19 protein-coding genes are annotated in these 20,404 nt (G+C 56.9%); 4 read left to right on the forward strand and 15 right to left on the reverse strand.

Translation table 11 applies throughout. The features are described from left to right. Window positions 1–73: 73 nt before the first annotated feature. Complete coding sequence (kduD, locus tag CYR55_RS05205) at window positions 74–865, reverse strand: 2-dehydro-3-deoxy-D-gluconate 5-dehydrogenase KduD (RefSeq protein WP_101815093.1); 792 nt, start codon at window positions 863–865, stop codon at window positions 74–76. 150 nt (window positions 866–1,015) lie between these two features. After that, window positions 1,016–2,584, reverse strand: a complete 1,569-nt coding sequence (locus CYR55_RS05210; protein ID WP_101815299.1) for an MFS transporter — start codon at window positions 2,582–2,584, stop codon at window positions 1,016–1,018. A gap of 482 nt (window positions 2,585–3,066) precedes the next feature. On the opposite strand from CYR55_RS05210, the gene CYR55_RS24185 reads away from it, so the two are divergent. Together CYR55_RS24185 and CYR55_RS05220 are read left to right on the forward strand one after the other, a co-directional pair. Beyond that, window positions 3,067–3,237: a hypothetical protein gene (locus tag CYR55_RS24185; RefSeq protein ID WP_420912720.1), complete on the forward strand. Its 171-nt coding sequence runs from the start codon at window positions 3,067–3,069 to the stop codon at window positions 3,235–3,237. 632 nt (window positions 3,238–3,869) lie between these two features. Beyond that, window positions 3,870–4,862, forward strand: a complete 993-nt coding sequence (locus CYR55_RS05220) for a hypothetical protein (RefSeq protein ID WP_146000951.1) — start codon at window positions 3,870–3,872, stop codon at window positions 4,860–4,862. Between the two features lie 50 nt (window positions 4,863–4,912). Here CYR55_RS05220 and CYR55_RS05225 read toward each other — a convergent pair whose 3' ends face one another. From CYR55_RS05225 to CYR55_RS05260, 8 genes are all read right to left on the reverse strand, one after another. Then, window positions 4,913–6,403, reverse strand: coding sequence for a SulP family inorganic anion transporter (locus tag CYR55_RS05225; RefSeq protein ID WP_101815095.1), 1,491 nt, complete (start codon window positions 6,401–6,403; stop codon window positions 4,913–4,915). Next, on the reverse strand, window positions 6,396–7,022 hold the full coding sequence (locus CYR55_RS05230) for a carbonic anhydrase (RefSeq protein WP_241522086.1): 627 nt from the start codon (window positions 7,020–7,022) through the stop codon (window positions 6,396–6,398). The genes CYR55_RS05225 and CYR55_RS05230 overlap by 8 nt, the downstream gene beginning before the upstream one ends. Window positions 7,023–7,437: 415 nt before the next feature. Then, the gene (locus CYR55_RS05235; RefSeq protein WP_101815097.1) at window positions 7,438–7,896 is read right to left on the reverse strand and encodes a GNAT family N-acetyltransferase; all 459 of its coding nucleotides are present in this window, start codon (window positions 7,894–7,896) and stop codon (window positions 7,438–7,440) included. A gap of 60 nt (window positions 7,897–7,956) precedes the next feature. Next, entirely contained in the window at window positions 7,957–8,616 is a 660-nt protein-coding gene (gene alkB, locus CYR55_RS05240) for a DNA oxidative demethylase AlkB (RefSeq protein WP_101815098.1), read from the reverse strand. Beyond that, window positions 8,588–9,694 (reverse strand): bifunctional DNA-binding transcriptional regulator/O6-methylguanine-DNA methyltransferase Ada, encoded by a 1,107-nt coding sequence (gene ada, locus CYR55_RS05245; protein ID WP_101815099.1) that lies wholly within the window; start codon window positions 9,692–9,694, stop codon window positions 8,588–8,590. The genes alkB and ada overlap by 29 nt, the downstream gene beginning before the upstream one ends. Before the next feature lie 82 nt (window positions 9,695–9,776). Next, a complete protein-coding gene (locus CYR55_RS05250; RefSeq protein WP_101815100.1) occupies window positions 9,777–10,790 on the reverse strand; it encodes an alpha/beta fold hydrolase in 1,014 nt (337 codons plus the stop codon). A gap of 205 nt (window positions 10,791–10,995) precedes the next feature. Next, complete coding sequence (tmaR, locus tag CYR55_RS05255) at window positions 10,996–11,328, reverse strand: PTS system regulator TmaR (RefSeq protein ID WP_101815101.1); 333 nt, start codon at window positions 11,326–11,328, stop codon at window positions 10,996–10,998. A gap of 142 nt (window positions 11,329–11,470) precedes the next feature. Further along, window positions 11,471–12,529: an FUSC family protein gene (locus CYR55_RS05260; protein WP_101815102.1), complete on the reverse strand. Its 1,059-nt coding sequence runs from the start codon at window positions 12,527–12,529 to the stop codon at window positions 11,471–11,473. Between the two features lie 167 nt (window positions 12,530–12,696). Here CYR55_RS05260 and CYR55_RS05265 point away from each other — a divergent pair, with 167 nt between their 5' ends. Next, entirely contained in the window at window positions 12,697–13,065 is a 369-nt protein-coding gene (locus tag CYR55_RS05265) for a GtrA family protein (protein WP_101815103.1), read from the forward strand. Beyond that, entirely contained in the window at window positions 13,062–13,982 is a 921-nt protein-coding gene (locus CYR55_RS05270) for a glycosyltransferase family 2 protein (RefSeq protein WP_101815104.1), read from the forward strand. Before CYR55_RS05265 ends, CYR55_RS05270 begins: the two co-directional genes overlap by 4 nt. 7 nt (window positions 13,983–13,989) lie before the next feature. On the opposite strand, the gene CYR55_RS05275 is transcribed toward CYR55_RS05270, so the two are convergent. The 5 genes from CYR55_RS05275 to CYR55_RS05295 all read right to left on the reverse strand — a co-directional run bounded on the left by CYR55_RS05275 (window position 13,990) and on the right by CYR55_RS05295 (window position 20,404). Next, entirely contained in the window at window positions 13,990–14,256 is a 267-nt protein-coding gene (locus tag CYR55_RS05275) for a hypothetical protein (protein WP_101815105.1), read from the reverse strand. A gap of 41 nt (window positions 14,257–14,297) precedes the next feature. Continuing rightward, window positions 14,298–15,380 carry a mechanosensitive ion channel family protein gene (locus CYR55_RS05280; RefSeq protein WP_101815106.1) on the reverse strand — a complete coding sequence of 361 codons (1,083 nt, stop codon included), beginning with the start codon at window positions 15,378–15,380 and terminating at the stop codon, window positions 14,298–14,300. A gap of 482 nt (window positions 15,381–15,862) precedes the next feature. Beyond that, entirely contained in the window at window positions 15,863–16,651 is a 789-nt protein-coding gene (locus tag CYR55_RS05285; RefSeq protein WP_101815107.1) for a hypothetical protein, read from the reverse strand. 9 nt (window positions 16,652–16,660) lie between these two features. Beyond that, the gene (locus CYR55_RS05290) at window positions 16,661–18,988 is read right to left on the reverse strand and encodes a prophage tail fiber N-terminal domain-containing protein (protein WP_101815108.1); all 2,328 of its coding nucleotides are present in this window, start codon (window positions 18,986–18,988) and stop codon (window positions 16,661–16,663) included. Between the two features lie 54 nt (window positions 18,989–19,042). Then, the gene (locus CYR55_RS05295; protein WP_101815109.1) at window positions 19,043–20,404 is read right to left on the reverse strand and encodes a pyocin knob domain-containing S74 family peptidase; all 1,362 of its coding nucleotides are present in this window, start codon (window positions 20,402–20,404) and stop codon (window positions 19,043–19,045) included.

Here is a 20,404-nt window from a genome sequence, read left to right on the forward strand (position 1 = left end):
TCTCCTCTGGGCGCACAGTCTGCCGCGCCCGGTGTGTTGAGTGGCCCCGGCTGACGCCGCGGCCGCAGAAGGGTTAACGTGCCAGCCACCCGCCGTCGACAGCAATAGTGTAGCCGTTGATGTAGTCGGACGCCGGGGAGGCGAGGAACACCACCGGCCCCATCAGATCCTGCGGCAGGCCCCAGCGGCCCGCCGGGATGCGCCCGAGGATCTCCTGGCTGCGCGCTTCGTCCGCACGCAACTGCTGGGTATTGTTGGTCGCCATGTAGCCGGGGGCGATGGCGTTAACATTGATGCCGTGCTTCGCCCACTCGTTGGCCAGCAGACGGGTTACGCCCATCACCGCGCTTTTGGAGGCGGTGTAAGACGGCACCCGGATGCCGCCCTGGAAGGAGAGCATTGAGGCGATGTTGATGATTTTGCCGCCCTCCCCCTGGGCGATAAACTGCTTCGCCACCGTCTGCGCCATAAAGAACACCGCTTTGATGTTGATGTTCATCACGTCGTCCCAGTCTTTTTCGCTGAATGACAGCGCATCTTCGCGGCGGATGATGCCGGCGTTGTTGACCAGCACGTCGATGCGGCCGAACTCCGCCACCGCACGGCTCACCAGATCGGGAATGATGCTGGTGTCACGCAAATCACCGGTAAGGCTGAGGAAGCGGCGGCCAAGCGCCGTGACCTGCTGCCCGGTCTCGGTTGGTTCCACAATGTTCACGCCGATAATGTCACACCCGGCCTGCGCCAGGCCGAGCGCCATGCCCTGCCCCAGCCCGGTGTCACAGCCGGTGACCAGCGCCACCTTGTTTTGCAAGGAGAAGCTTTGCAGCGAAAAGTTCTGCTGAGAAGACGTATCAAGACTCATCATAATTCCCTCGTTGTGCCGCCGCCCCCGCGGGGCCGCTTAGTTGTCACGCATCCTAACGCAAATAAAAAGGGGCGACAAATTAAAATAAAACATCGTTTCATTTTTTTTGAGGTGCATCAGAAATTTCGCCCGTGCACCGTTCTGCGGTTAAGGGTGCAGCGGCGGCACCTCTGCGGGTTTGGCCGGTGAAACCCTGAGCATTTTCCGGCAGACGGCGCTGTTGCCCCAGCACTCCTCATAGCGGTAGCCGATCAGGTTCTCCATCACCGCGCGCGTTGCAGGGGTGACATCCGCGATGCGGCCGCCCTGTTTAATCCGCGCCACCTCATTGAGCACCACCAGGTGGGTTTCACGGTTGAGTTTCATCTGCTTGCTGAACGCCATCGCCACCAGTGCCAGTGCGATGACGCCGATGCCGAACACCAGCGCAATCGCCATCACAGCGCTTTCCGGCTGGGTATGGGATTTGGACTGGAAGCCGTAGTAGCTGAGGATGGCGCCCATCACGAACACAATCACCGAGCGCATCAGCTTGCCGGAGAAGGTCATCGCCCCGGCGTAGATGCCTTCGCGGCGGCGGCCGGTAAAGGCTTCATCCACATCGGCCAGGAAGGTGTAGACCGTCCAGGGGATGTAATAGACGCCGCCGGTGCCGATGCCGAACACCACCGTGATGCCGAGCATCACCGCCGTGGCGTAGGCCGCCGGCAGGTGCATAAAGTAGAGCAGCGTGTAACAACTCACCGAGAACACCACGATGCCCAGCGCCAGGATGTAGGGTTTGCTGAAGCCCTTTTTCACGCACAGCGCGATAAACAGCGCGGTGGAGAAGAGTTGCAGGATGGAGTTCAGGCTGTTCAGCCCGGCCACCATCGCCGGGTCATACTGCAACACGAAAATCACAAAGTAAGTGAACACTGACGCGAACAGCCACTCCGCGCCGAAACCGAACAGGTACATGCCGAGGTGCTTACGGAACACCCGCAGGTGGAAGGTGGAGATCATGTCGCGCACCAGAGACAGCATGGTCTGCGCGAGGCTCTTTTTATGCAGATCCAGCGGGCGCAGCTCTTTCACATCGCGCTCCCAGCTGGAAAGGTAGAGCAGGCCGATGGCGATAAACAGGATCGCGCCGTAGGTCAGGCCGGTATAGAAGAACGGTTGCGCCGACGCTTTGCCGTAGATCAGGATGAACTGGCCGGGGATAAACGCGGCCAGGAAGTTGGCCATTTTGCCGAAAATCGCTTTATAACCGGTGAGTTTCGAGCGCACCGCGAAGTGGGTGGTCATCTCGGTGGCCAGCGTTTCATAGGGCACCATCACCGAGGTGTAGATCAGCTCAAAAATCACGTAGGTCGAGAGGTAGTACCAGAAGCCGAAGCCCTCGACCCACAGCAGCGGGTAGAACAGCATCAGCGGCGCGCCAATCAGCAGGAAGAAGCGGCGGCGGCCGAATACCTTGCCGAGCCGGGTATGGCCGAAGTTGTCGGTGAGGTAGCCCATCAGCGGATTACTGATGGCGTCAATGATGCTGGCGACTGAGAAAATCGCCGACGCTTCCAGCAGCGTCAGCCCGCAAAAGGTGGTGTAGAAATAGAGCAGCCAGGCCCCGGCAATCGCCAGCGCCCCACTGCCCAACAGGTTTCCGCCGCCATACGCCAACAGGTGCCGCACATAAATCGGGCGTTCCGCCGGGCCGGGCTGCACATCGTGCATCTTCATATTGAACCGCCGTTTCGTTTTTGTTGAATTGGCGTTTTTATACTTAGGGCGCACGCAGATTGATGTGAAAGCAATCACAGTTAGTGACACATGCGGCTACTTTTTACCCATTTTGTGACGCAGGCTAATCAATGGAAATTAAATGGTCATCAGGGCAACGAAATATCCCGCGCGGAAAATTCTCTGCTATACGCGCGGGCAGCGTTGGCGGTGCGGGGTGATAAATACTTACAGGAGATAAATAAAGCGGCCACTTTTATTAATCATCTCACCTTTTAATTTCCAAAAAATAACGTTACGGAAAACAGTAACGGCAAAATGTAATAGTAAAAAACCCACTCCAGATAATAAAAATCCTATTTTTTCTCTTCGCACGATTTGCCGATTTTATTTATTTAGCGCAGGCGTAACATCGCGTCTGGAACACCTTAACCGCATATCTCAAAAATGCGTCACACAGCCTAAAGGAGCGTAATATGACATGGATTTATCATCAGAGAAGCGGCGAGATTTATCATAACAGCCGCTACATGGGTAAAGGCTACGCCGGGCGCATGACCAATAAAAACAACCCCGACCGCCAGCAGGTAAAAGGGCTGGGGCCGCTGCCGCAGGGGCGGTACAAAATTATTGGGGTTTCTGAATAAAAGGGGCCGTTAACCATCATTTTAGAACAACAAAAACCTGGCGAGAGCTTCGGCCGCTCGGCATTCCGCATTCATGGTGAAAGAAGACAGCCACCGGCAGGCTGGGCTTCTGAGGGATGTATCATTTTGAAGCGTAATATAAGAGAGGCTATCTGGGAGTCTGATGACAGGATGCTGGAGGTGGTGCGATGAAATCTTGGTTATTCACCCCCCTGCTTCTGCCAGCCCTGGCTTTCGCTGAACCTGACTACCCGCCGGTAAACTGGCCGGTATTGATTGATCGCGTAACCTATGCCAGCCCCGGCACCTTACAAACCCTGGATATTCAATTATTTCCGTTAAGGCCAACACTGGATAAGGGGCATAAAAATGAACTTAACCGTGCGCTGACACTGGCCTTAGTGAAGTCGCCTGCCGCTACGCTTGATGCCCTGAGTGATATAGACCTTTTTAGCATCAGTGAAGACAATGCATTTATGCGTTCCTTTACGACCCACGCGGTATGCCGTTTGCCGCAGGTGCGTTATTACGACAAAGCGTCAATTACCCGTTATTACCAGCAGGCGACGCGGGTATTAAGCGCCAGTTCCCATAAAAACAGCCAACGCTGTTTGCATATTATGGAGACAGCGATGAACGACCTTAACGTGGATGACACGCACGGCGGGATCGCATGGGGAACCGAAAAATATTACGTGACAGCACCCGGCACCCAGGTGCCGGATAACTGGCCGGCACTGATTGAACAGGTGACCCGCGGCGACCCGGAGACGTTAAAAACGCTGCCGGAAAAAGTGTTCGCATTTGGGCTGACACTGGATGGTGACCATACTTCACAACTGAATCATGCCTTAAGGCTCGCGTTAATTAAGGCAACGCCGCAAACGCTCGACGCGCTAAGCATCATTGATCATCACCAGGCCGGGAAGCATACTGCACTTATTCAACGATTCAATACTGACAGCATGTGCACGCTATCAGTGGGTTTTTATTATGATAAGCCCTCTGCCTTCCGCTATTACCAAAAAGCAACACAGGTGCTGAAAAACAGCAAATACAAAAACAGTCAACACTGTTTATGGTTAATGAGTAAAACCATGGAAGCATTTAACGAGGAGGAGCAGCACGGGGGCATAAAATGGGGCACCCGCTTCTACCCGGAACCCGCTACAGCTGTCCCTGATAGCTGGCCAACCTATATCACGCAATTAACGCAGGCTGAACCCGGGGCGATTAAAGCACTGCCTGATGCGGTGTTTATCACCGGGCCGGTATTGAGTTATGAGCAATTAGTGGAATTTCACATCGCTGCCAGTATTGCCTTAATGAAAGCTCCAGCGCTGATGCTTGAGGCGTTAATGGTGATTGATGCCTACAGCGGCGACAATCCCCGCATTATCCAGCACTTTGATACCTACACTGTCTGCGGAATACCGAGTGCCATGGATCACACCAAAGCCTCGGTTATCCGTTATTACCGGCAGACAAAACAGGGGCTGGAAAAGACGGCCTATCAAAACACGCAACAATGCCTCTGGATGCTGAATGAGTCCATGGACGAAATCATGGCCGATGCGGCACGCAGCAACAGTAAATGGGGCACCCTCACCTATCCCACGCAGTAAAAAGGATGCCGCTTCCTGACAAGGAAACGGCATCGCAGAATAGAGCAAGGTTACGCCGGCCAGCGGTCAAGCTTTATGTTGCGGGTCGGGGCTTTCTCGCGGAATTCGTTGAGCAGCGCTTTGACGTCCGGGTCGATGTAATGGGCGTTTTCACTCTCCACCATCACCACGCTGTTGTCCGGGATCTCCGCCAGCAGGCTGTGCAGCCGCGGGTTATGCAGGAAGGTCAGGTTCTGGTGAATGCGCACCACGTAGTGGTCGTCATAGCTGGAGAGTTGCAGCGCGTTTACATGGCTTTTATAGGTGCTGCACAGCAACTGCGCCAGCAGCCCCAGCCCGATGCCGGCCAGCATCCCGAACAGCATGATCCCGGCCACCGTGGTGACGAACGGGAGAAACTGCGGCCAGCCCTGCTTCCATTGCATCAGCCATAGCGCGGGGGAGGCCAGTTTATACCCGGTATAGAGCAACACCGCCGCCAACGCTGCCAGCGGGATGGTGTTCAGCATGTCGCTGAAAAACAGCCCGCACAGCAACAGCAGCACGCCGTGCAGCAGGATCGAGGCTTTGCTGCGCGCGCCGGTGTTCACATTCACCGAACTGCGCACAATCACGGCAGTGATCGGCAAACCGCCCAAAAAACCGCTCAGGGCGTTGCCGATCCCCTGCGCGCGCATCTCTTTGTCCGGCGACGGTACCGGGACCTGCTCTTTCAGCTTCTTCAGCGCCTCCTGGCTCAGCAGGGTTTCCAGGCTGGCCACCAGCGCCAGAGTGACGGCCACCATATACACCGCCGGGTTTTGCCACGCCTGCCAGTCCGGCCGCTCCAGCTGGGCAGTCAACTCGCTCAGGCTATTGAACGCCGGCAGGGAGATGCGCGGCATCACGCCCTCCGGCAACCACCGCTCGCCAAATACCACCGCCAGGCTGCCCCACAGCACGGCCACCAGCGGGCCGGGAATGTAGGCCAGCAGCGGGATGCGCCGGAACGGCGCGGTGGTCCACAGCCACATAATCAACAGCGCCACCAGCGCGATGATCAGCGCCGGTGCGGAAAGCACCGCTGCACCACTGGCCAGCGCGCCCAGCCCCTGCCCCTCCGGCAGGCCCATCGCCACCGGGATCTGCTGCACAATCAGCAACAGCCCGATCGCCACCAGCATCCCCTGGATCACCGTCCCGGGGATAAGCGTGATAAAGCGCCCGGCGCGGGCGATACCGAGCATAATCTGTAACATCCCGGCCAGGATCAGCGCGAACAGCAATGCCGGAAAACTGCCCAGCGTCTCCATTGCGGCGGTGACAATCGTCACCAGCCCGGCCGCCGGGCCGCTGACGGCAAAGCGGGATGGGCTGAATACCGTCACCACCAGCCCGCCGATGACGCCGGTCAACAACCCGACGAACGGCGGCAGGCCGCTGGCCTGGGCAATGCCGAGGCAGAGCGGCAACGCCACCAGAAACACCACCAGCCCGGCCGGAATATCATGGCGCAGCGTCGAAGCACCGGCCGGGGTCTGGGTCAGGGTCGAGTCACTCATCGCGGGCCTCCATACTGCGTTGTTCAACCAGTTTTTTCAGGTGGCCGCTGTGCAGGTCATACACGCAACCGTAGACCTCCAGCGGTTTTTGCTGCTGCCAGGCGAGCCGCACCGGCCAGCATTCGGTCAGGTGAACGAACTGGCGGCGCACATGCGCTTCCACCAGCGCGTTCTGCCGCGCATTTTCATCCGGGTGGCCCTGCTCCGCGAGTGCGTCGCCCAACGAACGGCGCAGGGTACGCATCCGCCGTGCCAGCGCGCTCTCCTCCTGCGCCAGCGGCATATCCGGCAACATGCTGGCCGCCTGTACCCCGCCGCAGCCGTAATGCCCGCACAACACAATGCCGGAGACTTTCAGGTACTCCAGCGCGTATTGCAGCACGCTCATCAGGTTGTCATCCTCCTCCATCACCATGTTGGCGATATTGCGGTGGACGAATAACTCACCCGGATGGGAACCGGTCAGCACTTCGGCCGGCACCCGGCTGTCTGAACAGCCGATCCACAGCGAGTGCGGCTGTTGCGGGCGCGCCGTCTGGATAAAGTAGTCAGGATCGCTCTGCTGCTGCTTCATGGCCCAGCTGCGGTTTTTGGCCAGGAGGGGTGTCAGTATCGTCACGGCATGTATCTCTCTGTTGGGGGGCAAGTCGTGATCACGTCGCCCGGTTGCCCGATAACCTGGGAAAAACTCATCAGAAATTTCAACCATTCTTGAGGTGTACACTGTCCTTGTGTGCGGATGCCGGGGCAGGCGGAACCGCCCGATCCGCCGTTACCGCGTCGCGATAACGGAGATATTTACTAACATCCCAGTGAAAGGTACTGCATAAGAGTAATCTGCAAGTAACAACTGTGCGTTTTTATTTACAAAAGCATACTTTTCGATACATAGAGTCACAGTTCACACTTTTACATATTCAGATCAATTACTTTGCTTAGCCCGCAATCAAATAAGAAAATCTTATAACTTAGCAGGGAAAGCACGCAAAAAAGCCGCCCGCAGGCGGCTGAAACCGGGTAACGAAAGAGGAAGCTTACCAGCGACGGTAAGTGAGGAAGGCGGTGCGCTCGCCCAGCTGATCATAGAGCGCACGGGCGCGGGAGTTGGTTTCGTGCGTGGCCCAATAGACGCGGTCACACTGTTTTTCGTCCGCCAGTTGATATACCGCCTCAAACAGCCGGTGGGCAATGCCCTGCCCGCGTGCGGCCTCACTGACATAGAGATCTTCCAGATAGCAGTAGCCGTGCTCGCTCCAGCTTGAAGGATGGAAAACCAGATGCGCCAGGCCAAGCAGCGTGCCGTCCGGTGCTTCGGCCACCAGCCCGGCCAGCCGCTCGCCAATGCACAGGCGCTCGAAAGTCAGCAGCGTGACATGTTCACTCAGCGGCTGCTGGTAAAAGTGCAGGTAGCCGTTCCACAACGGCCACCAGCCGGGGTAATCGGTGTGGGTCAGCGGACGCACAATGACTGCGGTGGTGTCAGTGGTGTGCATAAATCCCCCTTATAGCGCGTGCGGTATGGTTATTAAGCATACTGTATGGCCGCCGGGGCGTCAGCCTGCGACCCGGAAGGTCAGATTAATGCGCTGCGCGCCCATACGCGGGTGCTCGCCCGGTTTGACCGGCAGCACGCCATGGAAACGCAGCCGGTCGGGGCCGCCCCACACCACCACATCGCCGTGGGTCAGCAGGTAGCGCTGCGCTTTGTCACTGCGCGCCAGCCCGCCAAACTGGAACACCGCCGGCAGCCCCAGCGACACGGAGACAATCGGCTGGCTGAAATCAGCTTCATCCTTGTCCTGATGCAGGGACATTTTCGCCCCGGGGACATAACGGTTAATCAGGCAAGAGTCGGGGCGAAACGCCGGGAAACCCGCCAGCGCCGCCGCCTGTTCAGCCAGCGTTGCCAAAAGCGGCGGCATGGTGGGCCACGGCGCCTGATCGCGCAGCGGATCGGCGGTGACATAGCGGTAACCGCGCCGGTCGGTCATCCAGCCCAGCCGGCCGCAGCTGGTGGTGGCAACGGACATGGCACGGCCGCCGGGGGTCTGCATCCGGCGGAACGGCGCTTCGGCGATCACGCCGCGTAACGCCGCCAGCAGCAGCGCCTCCTGTGCCAGCACAAAGCCGTGCAACAGCATCGTGCCGCTGCCAATCCGCTCATTCCACGGGTCGGCCGGATTCTCAAACAGATCCGGCGTGATCGTCTGCATCGGTTGCCCGCTCCTCGTCGTCTGCGGCGCGCTCTTTCAGCAGCAGCGCCCGTTTACGCTCCACGCCCCAGCGGTAGCCGGAGAGCGTGCCGTCGTGCTTTACCACCCGGTGGCAGGGGATCGCCACGGCCAGCCGGTTGGCAGCGCAGGCCCCGGCCACCGCCCGTACAGCTGACGGCGCACCGATGCGCTCCGCAATCTCCCGGTAGCTCAGGGTGCTGCCGGGCGGAATGGCGCGCAACGCCTGCCAGACGCGTTGTTGGAACAGGGTGCCGCGGATGTCCAGCGGCAACGCCAGCCCGGCCTGCGGGTGGTCAATCAAACCAATCACCTGCGCCACGCCCTGCTCGAAACCGTGGTCCGCCCCACAGAATTCCGCCTGCGGGAAACAGGCTTCCATCTGCTGAACCAGCGCCTGCGGGTTGTCCCCCAGCAGGATGGCACACACGCCGCGCGCGCTCTGGGCCACCAGCACCGAACCGAGGGTGCATTCGCCCACCGCAAACCACAGCCGCTCGCCCTGCCCACCCCGGCGGAACTGCCCGGGCGACATGCCGAGCTGCGCCTCTGAGGCGGCATAAAAGCGGCCGCTGGAGCCGTACCCCGCGCCATACAGCGCGTCAGTGACGCTGCCGGCCTGCGGCAAGGCATCCCGGACCCGCTGGCCGCGCCGGGCGGCGGCGTAAGCGCGCGGGGTGAAGCCGGTCAGCGCCCGGAAGCGCCGGTGGAAGTGCCATGGGCTGACCCCGGCCTGTGCCGCCAGCTGGTGCAGCGTGGGTTCGGTTTCTGCGTGTTCCAGCCGGCGGCAGGCTGCGGTGATGCGTGCCGCCCACAGCTGCTGGTCTGAGTCGCCGTCCGGGCGGCAGCGTTGGCAGGCGCGGTACCCGGCGGCGGCGGCATCCTCAACCGTGGCAAAGAACAGCACATTCTCCGGGCGCGCCCGGCGTGACGGGCATGAGGGGCGGCAATAAATACCGGTGGTACGCACCGCATACACAAAGCGGCCATCGGCCTGTTTGTCACGCGCCAGTACCTGCGTCCAGCGCGGATCGTTTACTGTGGCATAAGGCATCGTCATAAGGATCTCCTGCTCAGGTTACGTTACCCGATCCAGACTACCCGCCGCAACCGGCCGCCGCATCCCGCCCCTTGCGGTCAAATTACCCGCGTTGCAGCAGATCTTTCATCGCCCGCTCAATGAATTCACTCTCCGCCTCAAAGCGGCCCGGCAGCCCGGCACAATGGCCATAGGGGGAAACCAGCGGCCGCCATTCGCCACGCGGCAGCAGGTCACACTCAATGCGCGCCTCCGCCACCGTAAAGTAGTTATCGGTATCGCACGGCATAATGATGGCATCGGCGGTAATGCGCGACAGAATGTCGGCGAACTCGCCCTTCAGCCGGGGGTCGAGGCTGACATCAGCATGGTGCCAGGTCTCCAGCAGGGTCAGCAGGTCGTTGGCATCCTGCTGCTGGTGATTGCGTTCCCAGGCAAAAAGCAGGGCTTCCAGGCTGTTATAGCCCATCCGGCGGAACAGCTCATCGCGGAAAAAAGCGGCGGAATAGGCCCAGCCGGCATAGGTGCGGCCAAAGGCGGCCAGTCCGCGCAACGGCGGGATCAGGTAATCACCATTGGCAAAGGCGCTGTCACTCAGCAGCGCGCTGCGCATGTTATTGAGAAATACCCGGCAGAGCGGGCTGCAACGCGCGGTACCGCAGATCACCAGCAGCCGTTTCACATAGTGCGGATACGCCGCCGCCCAGTGCCAGGCCAGCATCGCCCCCAGAGACCAGCCCCCCACCAGCGCCAGCTGCTGCACGCCGAGATGCTCACGCAGCAGCAAAAACTGGGCGTGCACGTTGTCTGCGATCGAGACCCGGGGAAAGCGTCGCCCCGGCTGGCTCAGGCTGTTGCTGGGTGACGTAGAGAGGCCGTTACCAAACAGATTGACCAGCACGATAAAGTAACGGCCCGGGTCGAGTACCCGATCCTCCCCTATCAGCGGGAGGTAGGAGAGGTGGCCGTTTGAATAGGTACTGAGCAGCAAAATGGCGTTGTCACCGGCGGCGTTCAGTTCGCCGAACGTCTGGTAGGCCAGGGAGGCCTGCGCCAGCACCCCGCCCTGCTGCAGGGCCAGATCGCCCAGCAACAGGTGATGAAAATCGTTTCCCATGGCAATCCTCACTCTTCTTTTTATGCGTTTTTAGTGTTGTGTATTGCCTGGTCAATTTATCACGTGGGGGAATTATTCCGCGTTGGCGGCCGGTAAATTAGGAGGTTTCCGGGGGTCGGAGGACGGCAGTTACCTGCAGAAAAGGCGGGATAGCAGGCATAAAAAAACCGGGCGCATGGCCCGGTTATTTCAGAAAGAGAGGCGATTATTTCACAGCCAGCGCTTTGACTTCACCCATCGCTTTCAGTTTTTTGGAGATCTCACGGCGCTCTTTGGAGAGGTCCGCGTTTTTGATGATGTAATCATCAACACGATCTTCATAGTCACCGCGCATGTTGGCGATAATCGCCTGAATCTCTTCGATGCTCATGCCCGGTTTGATGTAGTCACTCAGGTTGTCCAGCAGCAAAACACGTTTCTGGTTGTCGCGGATTTTTTTCTCGTTATCAACAATTTCGCGCTGAAGCTTGTTCTTACGACGGAACAGACGAACGAACTCCAGCACATCCTGGAAACTTTGCTTGTTTGCATTATCCATTTTTACACCTTTGCTTAAGTTTTACACAAATTCATTCACTGACGCGCTGTAGACAACCATACCTTGTCGCCGGGGTCAGAGATAGCCCTGATTTCTCTATCTTACCTGCTTTGGCGCATGAACAACACCGCGCCCTGCCGGCCTACCTGCGCATCGCCATCGCCACCAGATCACCCAGCTCTTTCAGCTGCTTGGTCATCTCCAGGCTCAGCCAGAGGTAGCCGTAGATCGGGGCTTCCAGATTTTTGCCGGCGCTCATCTCATGCAACAGCGCTTTCAGCTCGCTTGCGATCTCTTCCATCTCCCGTGGGAAACCGCGCTCGCGCTCCGGTGAACCGTTGCGCAGGATGTCTGCCAGCGTCTCCATGGAGTGCAGCGTCAGCAATTGGGCACTGCGCAAAGTACGCGCGTTAAGCATAATAAAATGGCTTTCGCGCGAGGCCCAGTAGGCGTCCACCTGCAACTCCAGCGTGCAGACCAGGTTGCGGGTTAACGTCTGGATCGCCTCAAACACCTCTTTCTGAATGCCGCTCTCCTTGCTGGCGGGCGCAATCAACGTGCGGATTTTCACCACCTGCGTCAGGATGCCTTTCAGTTTACCTTCGAGATGCGGCCGTTCCACGATATTAGGCGACTGGTAGGCGCTGTAAATCTGGTGCAGCGTGGCCAGGCCATCGGCCATCTGCAGCCGCCAGTGAATGAAGGCCCGCTGTGGATAGATGCTGGTAAACAGTAACGCCAGCACCGAACCAAAAATGACATCACCGCTGCGCCACAGCGCGGTTTTCATATCACCGGTGGCGCTGCCGCAGACCACCGCCAGCGTGATGCCGATCAGCAGCGCCATATAGGGGCGTTTGCCCAGCGTCAGGTAGCCGCACACAAACATCACCACCAGGCTCCAGGCCAGCATCAGCGGCAGGGAATAGAGCTCCAGCCACAGCGCAATCAACCCGGAGACAGAGCCAAACACCGTTCCCGCGATGCGTTGCAGGGCGCGCGGCTGCACGTTACCCCAAAAGGAGATCGGCCCCATCACCACCACCAAGGTGATCAACGGCCAGGTCCCCTCCGGGATCGCCAGCAGGCGCACAATCAAAAAGGTCAGCACAAAGGCCAACGCAATCCGCAGGCCATGCATTACCCGGTAACGGCGGTAAATCAGATGTTCAAACGGGGAGATCTTTTTATCCAGGCGCATTATTAAAAGCCGGTTGGCAGCAAATCTGCACAGTGTAACGGAGTTGGCGGCCGTCAGCGAACCGGTTTACATCTGCGCCGGGGGTGCCGTTACAAGACCTTACACCTGCTGATAATTTCCATTGATAATGCTACACTTCGGCCACTTTTTTCAGCCGGTGCTTTCCGATGATTAAACTGTTTACCAAATATGCCCTGGTGGGGGTCATCAACACCCTGATCCACTGGGTGACCTTCGCCCTGCTCTACTACGCGGCCGGGGCCGATCAGGCGCTGTCGAACTTTGGCGCGTTCTGCGTGGCGGTGACCTTCTCCTTCTTTGTGAACGCCAAAGTCACGTTCAAAAGCGATGCCACCACCATCCGTTACATGTTCTATGTGCTGTTTATGGGCGCCTTGTCGGTGAGTGTGGGCTGGGTCGCCGAAGTCAGTGGCCTGCCGGCACTGTTTACGCTGGTGACCTTCTCCGCCGTCAGTTTGATTGTCGGTTTTTTCTATTCGCGCTTTTTTGTCTTCAAGGCTAAGGATGCCCGATGAAGATTTCCCTGGTGGTCCCGGTCTTTAATGAGGAAGCGGCCCTTCCCCTGTTCTACCGGGCAGTACGTGACTACGCGCCATTACAGGCGTGGCAGGTTGAGATCGTCTTTATCAATGACGGCAGCAAAGACCGCACGCCGGAGATTGCCGCCGCGCTGGCGCAGGCCGACCCGCTGGTCACGCTGGTGAATTTTACCCGCAACTTCGGCAAAGAACCGGCGCTGTTTGCCGGGCTGGAGCATGCCACCGGCGAGGCCGTGATCCCGATGGATGTTGACCTGCAAGACCCGATCGAGGTCGTGCCGCAACTGGTTGCCGCCTGGCAGGCCGGGGCGGATGTGGTGCTGGCGAAGCGGGTTGACCGCTCCACGGATGGGCGTCTCAAACGCAAGACGGCGGAGTGGTTCTATACGCTGCACAACAAAATCAGTACGCCAAAAATTGAAGAGAACGTCGGGGATTTCCGGCTGATGTCGCGGGAAATCGTCGATAACATTCTTATGCTGCCGGAACGCAACCTGTTTATGAAAGGTGTGCTTTCCTTTGTGGGCGGTCAGATCGCCGTGGTGGAGTATGCCCGCGCGGAACGGGTGGCCGGCACCACAAAATTCAATGGCTGGAAACTGTGGAACCTGGCGCTGGAGGGCATCACCAGTTTTTCAACCTTCCCGCTGCGGGTCTGGACTTATCTGGGGCTGGGCGTCGCTGCGCTGGCGTTTATCTATGCGTTATGGATGGTGGTAGACAAGCTGATCTGGGGCAACCCGGTGCCGGGCTACCCATCCCTGATGACCGCCATCCTGTTCCTGGGCGGCATTCAGCTGATTGGCATCGGCGTGCTGGGTGAGTACATCGGCCGCATCTATATCGAGACCAAGGGCAGGCCGCGGTATATTAAACGTAAAACCCACCGCTAAAGATGCCCTAGCCTACCCGCCCCTGCACGTGCTCCCGCAGGAAGATCACCTCTTCGCCGGGGCGGTATTTTCCGGGCTGGGCGGGGGGTTCAATTACATCGGTTTCCACCACTTCGCCCACATAGTGGCCGGCGTTCAGCCCGGTGATGCGCACCACCAGCTGATGGCTCTCCGGCGGGGTACCGGTGGGTACGGTAACCAGCAATACCCGGTCACCGCTCTGCGGTGCCGGGGTCAGTAATGTTAATGCGCGCTCAAACAGTGCTTCATCCATGGTTCCCCCTGTAATCGATGATAACAGCCGGGCCTGCCGGATTATGCTGCCCTGCCCGTCTCTTCCAGATCCTGCGGGTACACAATCTGGCTCGGCAGCGCCAGGCGAACATTAATTTTATCCAGCTCTTCCATAATACGGATATTAATCTCCTGCTGGATATCCATGTATGTATTATAGTCCGCCGAATTCACGATATGGACCACTTCAAATAACAGCCGGTCCTGGCCGAAGGCGGAGAAATGGGCGCGGTCAAACCGGGTATTCCCGACGTCGTTGATGATATTTTTCACGATACCGCCAATCTTGCGCAATTGATTGGGCGGCGTGTCGTTGGACAGACCAAAGGTAAACACGATGCGGCGCGTCTGCATCCGTTTGTAATTATGGATGGTCTGCTGAAGCAGAATGGTATTGGCGCAGACGATCTGTTCGCCGCTCAGGCTGCGGATGCGGGTGGTTTTCAGGCCGATGTGCTCGATGGTGCCGGAAATGTCTTTAAACACCACGAAATCGCCGATCTCAAAGGGTTTGTCAATGCCGATCGACAGCGAGGCGAACATGTCACTTAACACGGTCTGCACCGCCAGCGCGATGGCAATACCCCCAACCCCAAGGCTGGCCATAAAGGCGGTAATATCCACGCCCGCGTTCGACAGAATCGACAGCATCATCACGGACCAGACCAGCACCCGTAAAATCACCCCCAGGATCACCAGCGTCACCGGGTTACGCCGTGACCCTGGCGTATAGAGCAGTTTTTTCAGCCATGACTGCACGCCCTGATCTATCCAGATGGCGATCTGTACCGCCAGCACCAGGAACCAGGCGTGGGAAATGGTGCTGTATAACCGGTCTGACAGCCCCACGAACCGCAGGCTGAACAGGAAAGCAGCAAACAGGATCAATATCCGTTTGGTTTTGCCGATCACTTCCGAAATAAGGAGGTTGGCGTTGTTCTGTTTCTCATTGGCCCAGACCAACATTTTTTTATGCAGAAAGCCGATGGCCTTGGTAATTACCCAATACGTCACCATCGTCACGCCAATCACAATGGCGATGTCCGTCCAGAATGGTAACGACAGAAACAGCTTAAAATAATTAATATTCTGAATCGCTTCCATTAATCCCTCGATTTTATCAACTGTAAACAACAGCGTACCAGTATAGTTCAGTCGCCGGCAGGCCGCCTGGAAGCCCCCGCCCCATTAAAAAACAGCGACATGAAGGAAAGATGACCGCCGGGGAAAACCGTGGAGAGCACGGCACCTTCAGACAGGCCCGATTATGGTTTACCATAGGGGGAGCCGCGCCCACGCTTCTAAACAGAGAGTCTCAGTGAAAAACGAACCCCATCAGCCCACCTTCTACATTCACGATTACGCACATAATATCGCTTTCTTTTGATTTTATTAGGTTAATTTGAATACCTAGATTTTTTTGTACGCATTTTTGTACACGACGGTAATTTTGCTCGCGTATCAATCCAATTTTAAAGGGCAGCATCGTTATAAAGATGCAAAGGCTTGGGAAAGGTCACAAACCTTTGCATGTCCCAAATCCGTCCCATCACCCCCGGCCGTATTTCCCCCTTATCTCCCCTGTGTCAAATACTGACCGGCACGCTTAACTGCGAGTAATAATTTTTGTAGTACCGGTATACCAGAGACACCTCATCATCGGTCAGGATGCGGGTAAAGATCAGCGCAGCCCGAAGCTTAACCGGCACGACCGTTACGTTACTGGTACCGCTTGCCACCCCGTCTTCTGAACCGCCAATGTAAGCCATCTTCCCTGCCGGCAGCGTATACATTGGCAATGCATGGTTTGATGTCACTGTCTGTCCGGTTCTGATGTTGGTGAGGACAGTGCTCATTGGCGCGACGGGGTTAAAGCGGCCTACTAGAAACTCTGAAGTCCCGGCGACCATGCTGCGGTTAAAGCCTGGGGATTGCGCGGCGCCACTGCTGTTAAGGGTTTTGGCGCGGAACTGCGAGGCCGAAGAATCCAGCCCCCGCATACGTTGCGGTGCGGCCCATTGAACACTTCCCAGTAAAGGCGCCTGGCCGCCTGGGTTCTCAGCCACAATCGCAATCATGGTTAATGGCGTGGTGTTGTAGTTCGCCAGGTCGATACCGGTGTTGATGTAGTTGCCGGCGCTGAAGGTGGCTGAGTTACCAGCAACTGTCGGTGCGCCAACCAGGGTCATTGCGGCGCCGACCCGGTTGCGTGTCAGGGAGTTGCTAACCGATTCATCGGCATCCCATTGGAGAATGCAGCCGCCAATCTCGCTTGGTAGCTGGCTGATATCAAAAGGGTAAGCAATATCCGCCCCCTCAATGAAATTAGTGAATACCTTGTTTTTGAAAACTTTTACTTCAGTTGTTCCGGCCATGCTTTTTCCTTAGAGCGCCTGGTAAAAGGCCAACAGATCGTTATACAGAGGTAGGTTTGAGATGCGTGAGGTTTCGCTTGTGCTGTCATGGATGCAGCCTCGGGAGCCTGTTTTGGGGCCGGGGTTTGCACTCCGGTTGCCGATATAGGCATAACTGATGCCGGTTGCTGTGCCGGTCTTGGCTATATGCACGACATTGTTTTCATCCAGCGTGACGCCGGTTATCGTGGCGCCCGTGAGGCGAAAGCCATAATTGCCGGGGTCAGTAACCCGGTCAGTGTCTATCACCGCCTTCCCTACTCCTCCCAGCAATGGGACGGTGACTTCTGCATCTGACTGGGTGATGTTGCCCGGACGGAGTGCCAGTTCTTTCCCTGTGTTGAGATACTCAGCAACAGCGTTCCCAAATACTTCTCCATCCGTCCGGTAGCCATAATTGCTCAGGTGATCTTTATCGACATACGGCCGGGCATATTGGGTTCCGGTCATAATAAAATTCTCATCATCCCGGCAGAGCTCGTACTGGGCATTGCCGATTACCAGATTCACATCAGCAGCGGTGGCCCCGGCCTGTACACTGGCATTGCTGAATTGCTGGATAAAGACTTTCAGGACAAATGTTCTGTCACCCATCAGAGTGCGCAGGTAAGCCTGATAGGATTCCCGCAGGGATTTCACCATGCCTTTGTATGCTTCGGCAGATGTGCCGGCTACGGCATCCGCATTACCGTGAATGAACATCAGGTAAGGGGCGTAGGTCATGCCCAATGAACGCGATACCTCGTAAGCACGCCGCATCATCAGCGTTGTTGCAGTAAAGGAGGCGGTGCCGGCTGATATGTTCGCCAGCAGGGTGCCGCTGGCGCCCGTGGCCGTAACCATGCTGGTCATCCCGCTCTTTTCAAAGATGCGCTCACTGGCTCCGGTGCAATCCGATTCCTGCCCGCCACGCTTGCCAAAGTTCTCGGCTGCGGGCACCAGGTACAGCAAATCTGAGGCATCCAGGCTTGAAGCGGTATAGTTGGAATCGAATGCTGTTCCGCCATTGAAGCAGACGCACCCATAAGGGTATTGGGATGTGGTGGTCACCGCAGGCTGTGTAATGGTCGCCCCACCTACAGAGAGGGATTGCCCCGTGATGACGCCGTGGAAGAACGTGCCGTTACCCTGGCGAATACGGTTCAGGCCATCAGCGGTGATCCGGTTGATATGCAGCCCACCGGTGCTGTTTCCTTCACGTGATGCAAAGCGGATAAACTCACTACCATCTGTTGCAATCAGGCTCTGCGGTGAGGTATTGAAGCCGTCTGTTGTCAGTGTCTGGTAATCGCCGTCAACCGTCACTACCGCGATATTGCCGTTCTGCTCAACCGCCAGACTGCCGCCATTTACCAGCGTGCTTTTGACGCTGCTGCTGGCCTCCTTGATGTCACCATTGTCATAGACAATCCGGTTAACCTGTCCGAGACGGTCACACCAGATTTGTGCAATCCCCGGCATATTGTCGTAATACGTCAGTGTCTGCCCAATCTGGAAGCTGCCGTTATCGAACAACTCCCCCAATACCTCCCCAGTACCACGCTTACTGAACTGCACACTGTTCCGCTTTCCGGTAAAACTCACCTGATTGCCTAACAGCAGTGCTGCCAGGTTAGTGGTGCCGTCATCCAGCATCCGGGCTGCCACACGGCCACTGGCATCCGAAGAGATAGACGTGATGCCGCTGTAACTGGCTACCTGCGGCACCACATCACTCAGCGCCTTAATGGCATCCTCACCCACAGAGCTGGCAACCTCTAAGGCTGAGCCGGCATTATTCAGGTAATAACGAAATCCTTTCCCGATCCCCTGCCCGATGCGGAATGTCTGTCCGGAGGTCGTGCCGGCCAAGCCGGCTGACAATGACGTGAAGGTAAACTGGTTATCCCCGAGCACCTCCGCTTTCTTCGCTGCTTGCTCGGCGCGTTCGGCATCATTTGCCGTTGATGTGGCACTTTTCTGGGCCTGCTGGGAAAGCTCGGTGACGGTTTGAATGACGGCCGGCATGAGCTCGCTTTCATCAGGCGCCAGCAGGAAGTCATTCAGCGAGCCATTGGGTGAATCAGAATAAACAGTGATGCTCCCAGCAAGCTCTGGCGGCCTACCTGGTGCAGTAATGATGACCTTATGCTTACCCACCTTCACATTAAGCGAGTATTCACCGGAACCGGAAGTCATCGAAACGGAAGGTGCCTGGCGGAGTACGGCGGAAGAGTTCTTTTCTGCAATAAGGGTAATGGTCACCCCCGCCCGCGGAACGCCATTAGGCCCGATCAGCACGCCGCTGATAATTGTCATAAACGCTCCAAATAAAAAAACCGCCGCAGCGGTCAGGAAGATTTGAAAATTGATTTAAGAATTGCTGAGGGCATCCAATCGGGCAGTCAGAGTATCGATTTGCTTTTGTTGTGCCTGTACTGCTCCGGTCAATTTTGAAATCAATGCAATGGCATCGAGGTTGAGCATCCTTGTCACATCCTCCGGCGCTGCATCCTCTTCCCCTTCTACAATTCCCCCTTGGACGGCCACAGGATAGATTTCTTGCACGTCCTGGGCGATAAAGCCACGTTGTGGCCCAGACTCACTCATAATACCGCGGGCTGCGAACTTAAATGTAGCTGGGCGAAACTTCAGGACGTCATCTAAATCCTGATTAATATCTATTTCATATGAGATATCTTTCTTCAGGCGTTTATCCGAAGTAGCGCCCACAAATTTCCCGATAGGTGAGGCATCCACCCAAAAATAAAGCTCGTTATTAGTGTTCCATTCAGCATTGAACCCCGTACCACTATAAGCCCCATTAAGCCCTGGCTTACAAGCCAAGCCTTTTGTTGCACCTATCTGTTGGGTGCATGAAACCCTATATGCGGTATCCTGGATAAAGCGAGCTGTATAATCAGCAGTGCTACTGCCATAGTGGAAGTCTATATATGGCGTCGCCCCGGACAGCTCCAGAGCTGTAAATGTGGGCGCGGCTGACAAACCTAATCCAATTTTCGTCCTGAAGTCTCCGGCATTAGTCACTGACAGTTCATCAAGCAAAGGCTTTGATGCCGTGCTGTAACTTTCCGCCCATGCCCCCCAAGTGTTTGCGGCCGTTCTTGTGCGGGTGAAAACCCGGTTGGCGGTTGTGGCATGCCAAATCTGCACAGCTACAGTGCTACTTACTTCTACGTGTTGCATCTCGGCATAGACAGCTAATGGTACGTTTGCCGCTGTATTAAGTACCTGATACCAGCCAGTAGAAGTGATCGTATTAGGGTCAGTAACTCCAAGGGCTGCGGTCTTAGAAACCTTCCCAGCCATGTCTGCAGTCAGCTTAGCAATTGATGACATACTGACGCTGGTTCCATCCGGAGCAACGAGCGTTACGCTGTCAGTACTGGTCAGCAGTTGTTGCCATCCGTCCATCTGGCTCTGGTAGTAGCTCAATTGCGCAGCCAGACGCCGGGCGAAGTCAGGCACGGAATCTGTGTAGAACGACATAATGGCATATGCCTGCCCCGCAGCCAGTGTCCCCGCGTTACTCATCAGCGTAAGCTTTGTTGCACTGTCCACGCTTTTAATTTCGTACATCTTCACAGTGCCGGCACCAGGAATAAGCAGTGCTTGCCCCGGACCGATACCCTGCTTGTTATCCGTCCAGTTTGTGCCGGTGCCGGTTACGGTTGTTCCTGATACGGCAATTGTGCCGGTGGTATACCATGCCAT

The organism is Chimaeribacter californicus, from assembly GCF_002858675.1.
GTDB lineage: Bacteria > Pseudomonadota > Gammaproteobacteria > Enterobacterales > Enterobacteriaceae > Chimaeribacter > Chimaeribacter californicus.

Coding starts and splice junctions, on each gene's coding strand:
- kduD (WP_101815093.1), bottom strand. CDS start 865: ATGAGTCTTGATACGTCTTCTCAGCAGAACTTTTCGCTGCAAAGCTTC.
- CYR55_RS05210 (WP_101815299.1), bottom strand. CDS start 2,584: ATGCACGATGTGCAGCCCGGCCCGGCGGAACGCCCGATTTATGTGCGG.
- CYR55_RS24185 (WP_420912720.1), top strand. CDS start 3,067: ATGACATGGATTTATCATCAGAGAAGCGGCGAGATTTATCATAACAGC.
- CYR55_RS05220 (WP_146000951.1), top strand. CDS start 3,870: ATGAACGACCTTAACGTGGATGACACGCACGGCGGGATCGCATGGGGA.
- CYR55_RS05225 (WP_101815095.1), bottom strand. CDS start 6,403: ATGAGTGACTCGACCCTGACCCAGACCCCGGCCGGTGCTTCGACGCTG.
- CYR55_RS05235 (WP_101815097.1), bottom strand. CDS start 7,896: ATGCACACCACTGACACCACCGCAGTCATTGTGCGTCCGCTGACCCAC.
- alkB (WP_101815098.1), bottom strand. CDS start 8,616: ATGCAGACGATCACGCCGGATCTGTTTGAGAATCCGGCCGACCCGTGG.
- ada (WP_101815099.1), bottom strand. CDS start 9,694: ATGACGATGCCTTATGCCACAGTAAACGATCCGCGCTGGACGCAGGTA.
- CYR55_RS05250 (WP_101815100.1), bottom strand. CDS start 10,790: ATGGGAAACGATTTTCATCACCTGTTGCTGGGCGATCTGGCCCTGCAG.
- tmaR (WP_101815101.1), bottom strand. CDS start 11,328: ATGGATAATGCAAACAAGCAAAGTTTCCAGGATGTGCTGGAGTTCGTT.
- CYR55_RS05260 (WP_101815102.1), bottom strand. CDS start 12,529: ATGCGCCTGGATAAAAAGATCTCCCCGTTTGAACATCTGATTTACCGC.
- CYR55_RS05265 (WP_101815103.1), top strand. CDS start 12,697: ATGATTAAACTGTTTACCAAATATGCCCTGGTGGGGGTCATCAACACC.
- CYR55_RS05270 (WP_101815104.1), top strand. CDS start 13,062: ATGAAGATTTCCCTGGTGGTCCCGGTCTTTAATGAGGAAGCGGCCCTT.
- CYR55_RS05275 (WP_101815105.1), bottom strand. CDS start 14,256: ATGGATGAAGCACTGTTTGAGCGCGCATTAACATTACTGACCCCGGCA.
- CYR55_RS05280 (WP_101815106.1), bottom strand. CDS start 15,380: ATGGAAGCGATTCAGAATATTAATTATTTTAAGCTGTTTCTGTCGTTA.
- CYR55_RS05285 (WP_101815107.1), bottom strand. CDS start 16,651: ATGGCCGGAACAACTGAAGTAAAAGTTTTCAAAAACAAGGTATTCACT.
- CYR55_RS05290 (WP_101815108.1), bottom strand. CDS start 18,988: ATGACAATTATCAGCGGCGTGCTGATCGGGCCTAATGGCGTTCCGCGG.
- CYR55_RS05295 (WP_101815109.1), bottom strand. CDS start 20,404: ATGGCATGGTATACCACCGGCACAATTGCCGTATCAGGAACAACCGTA.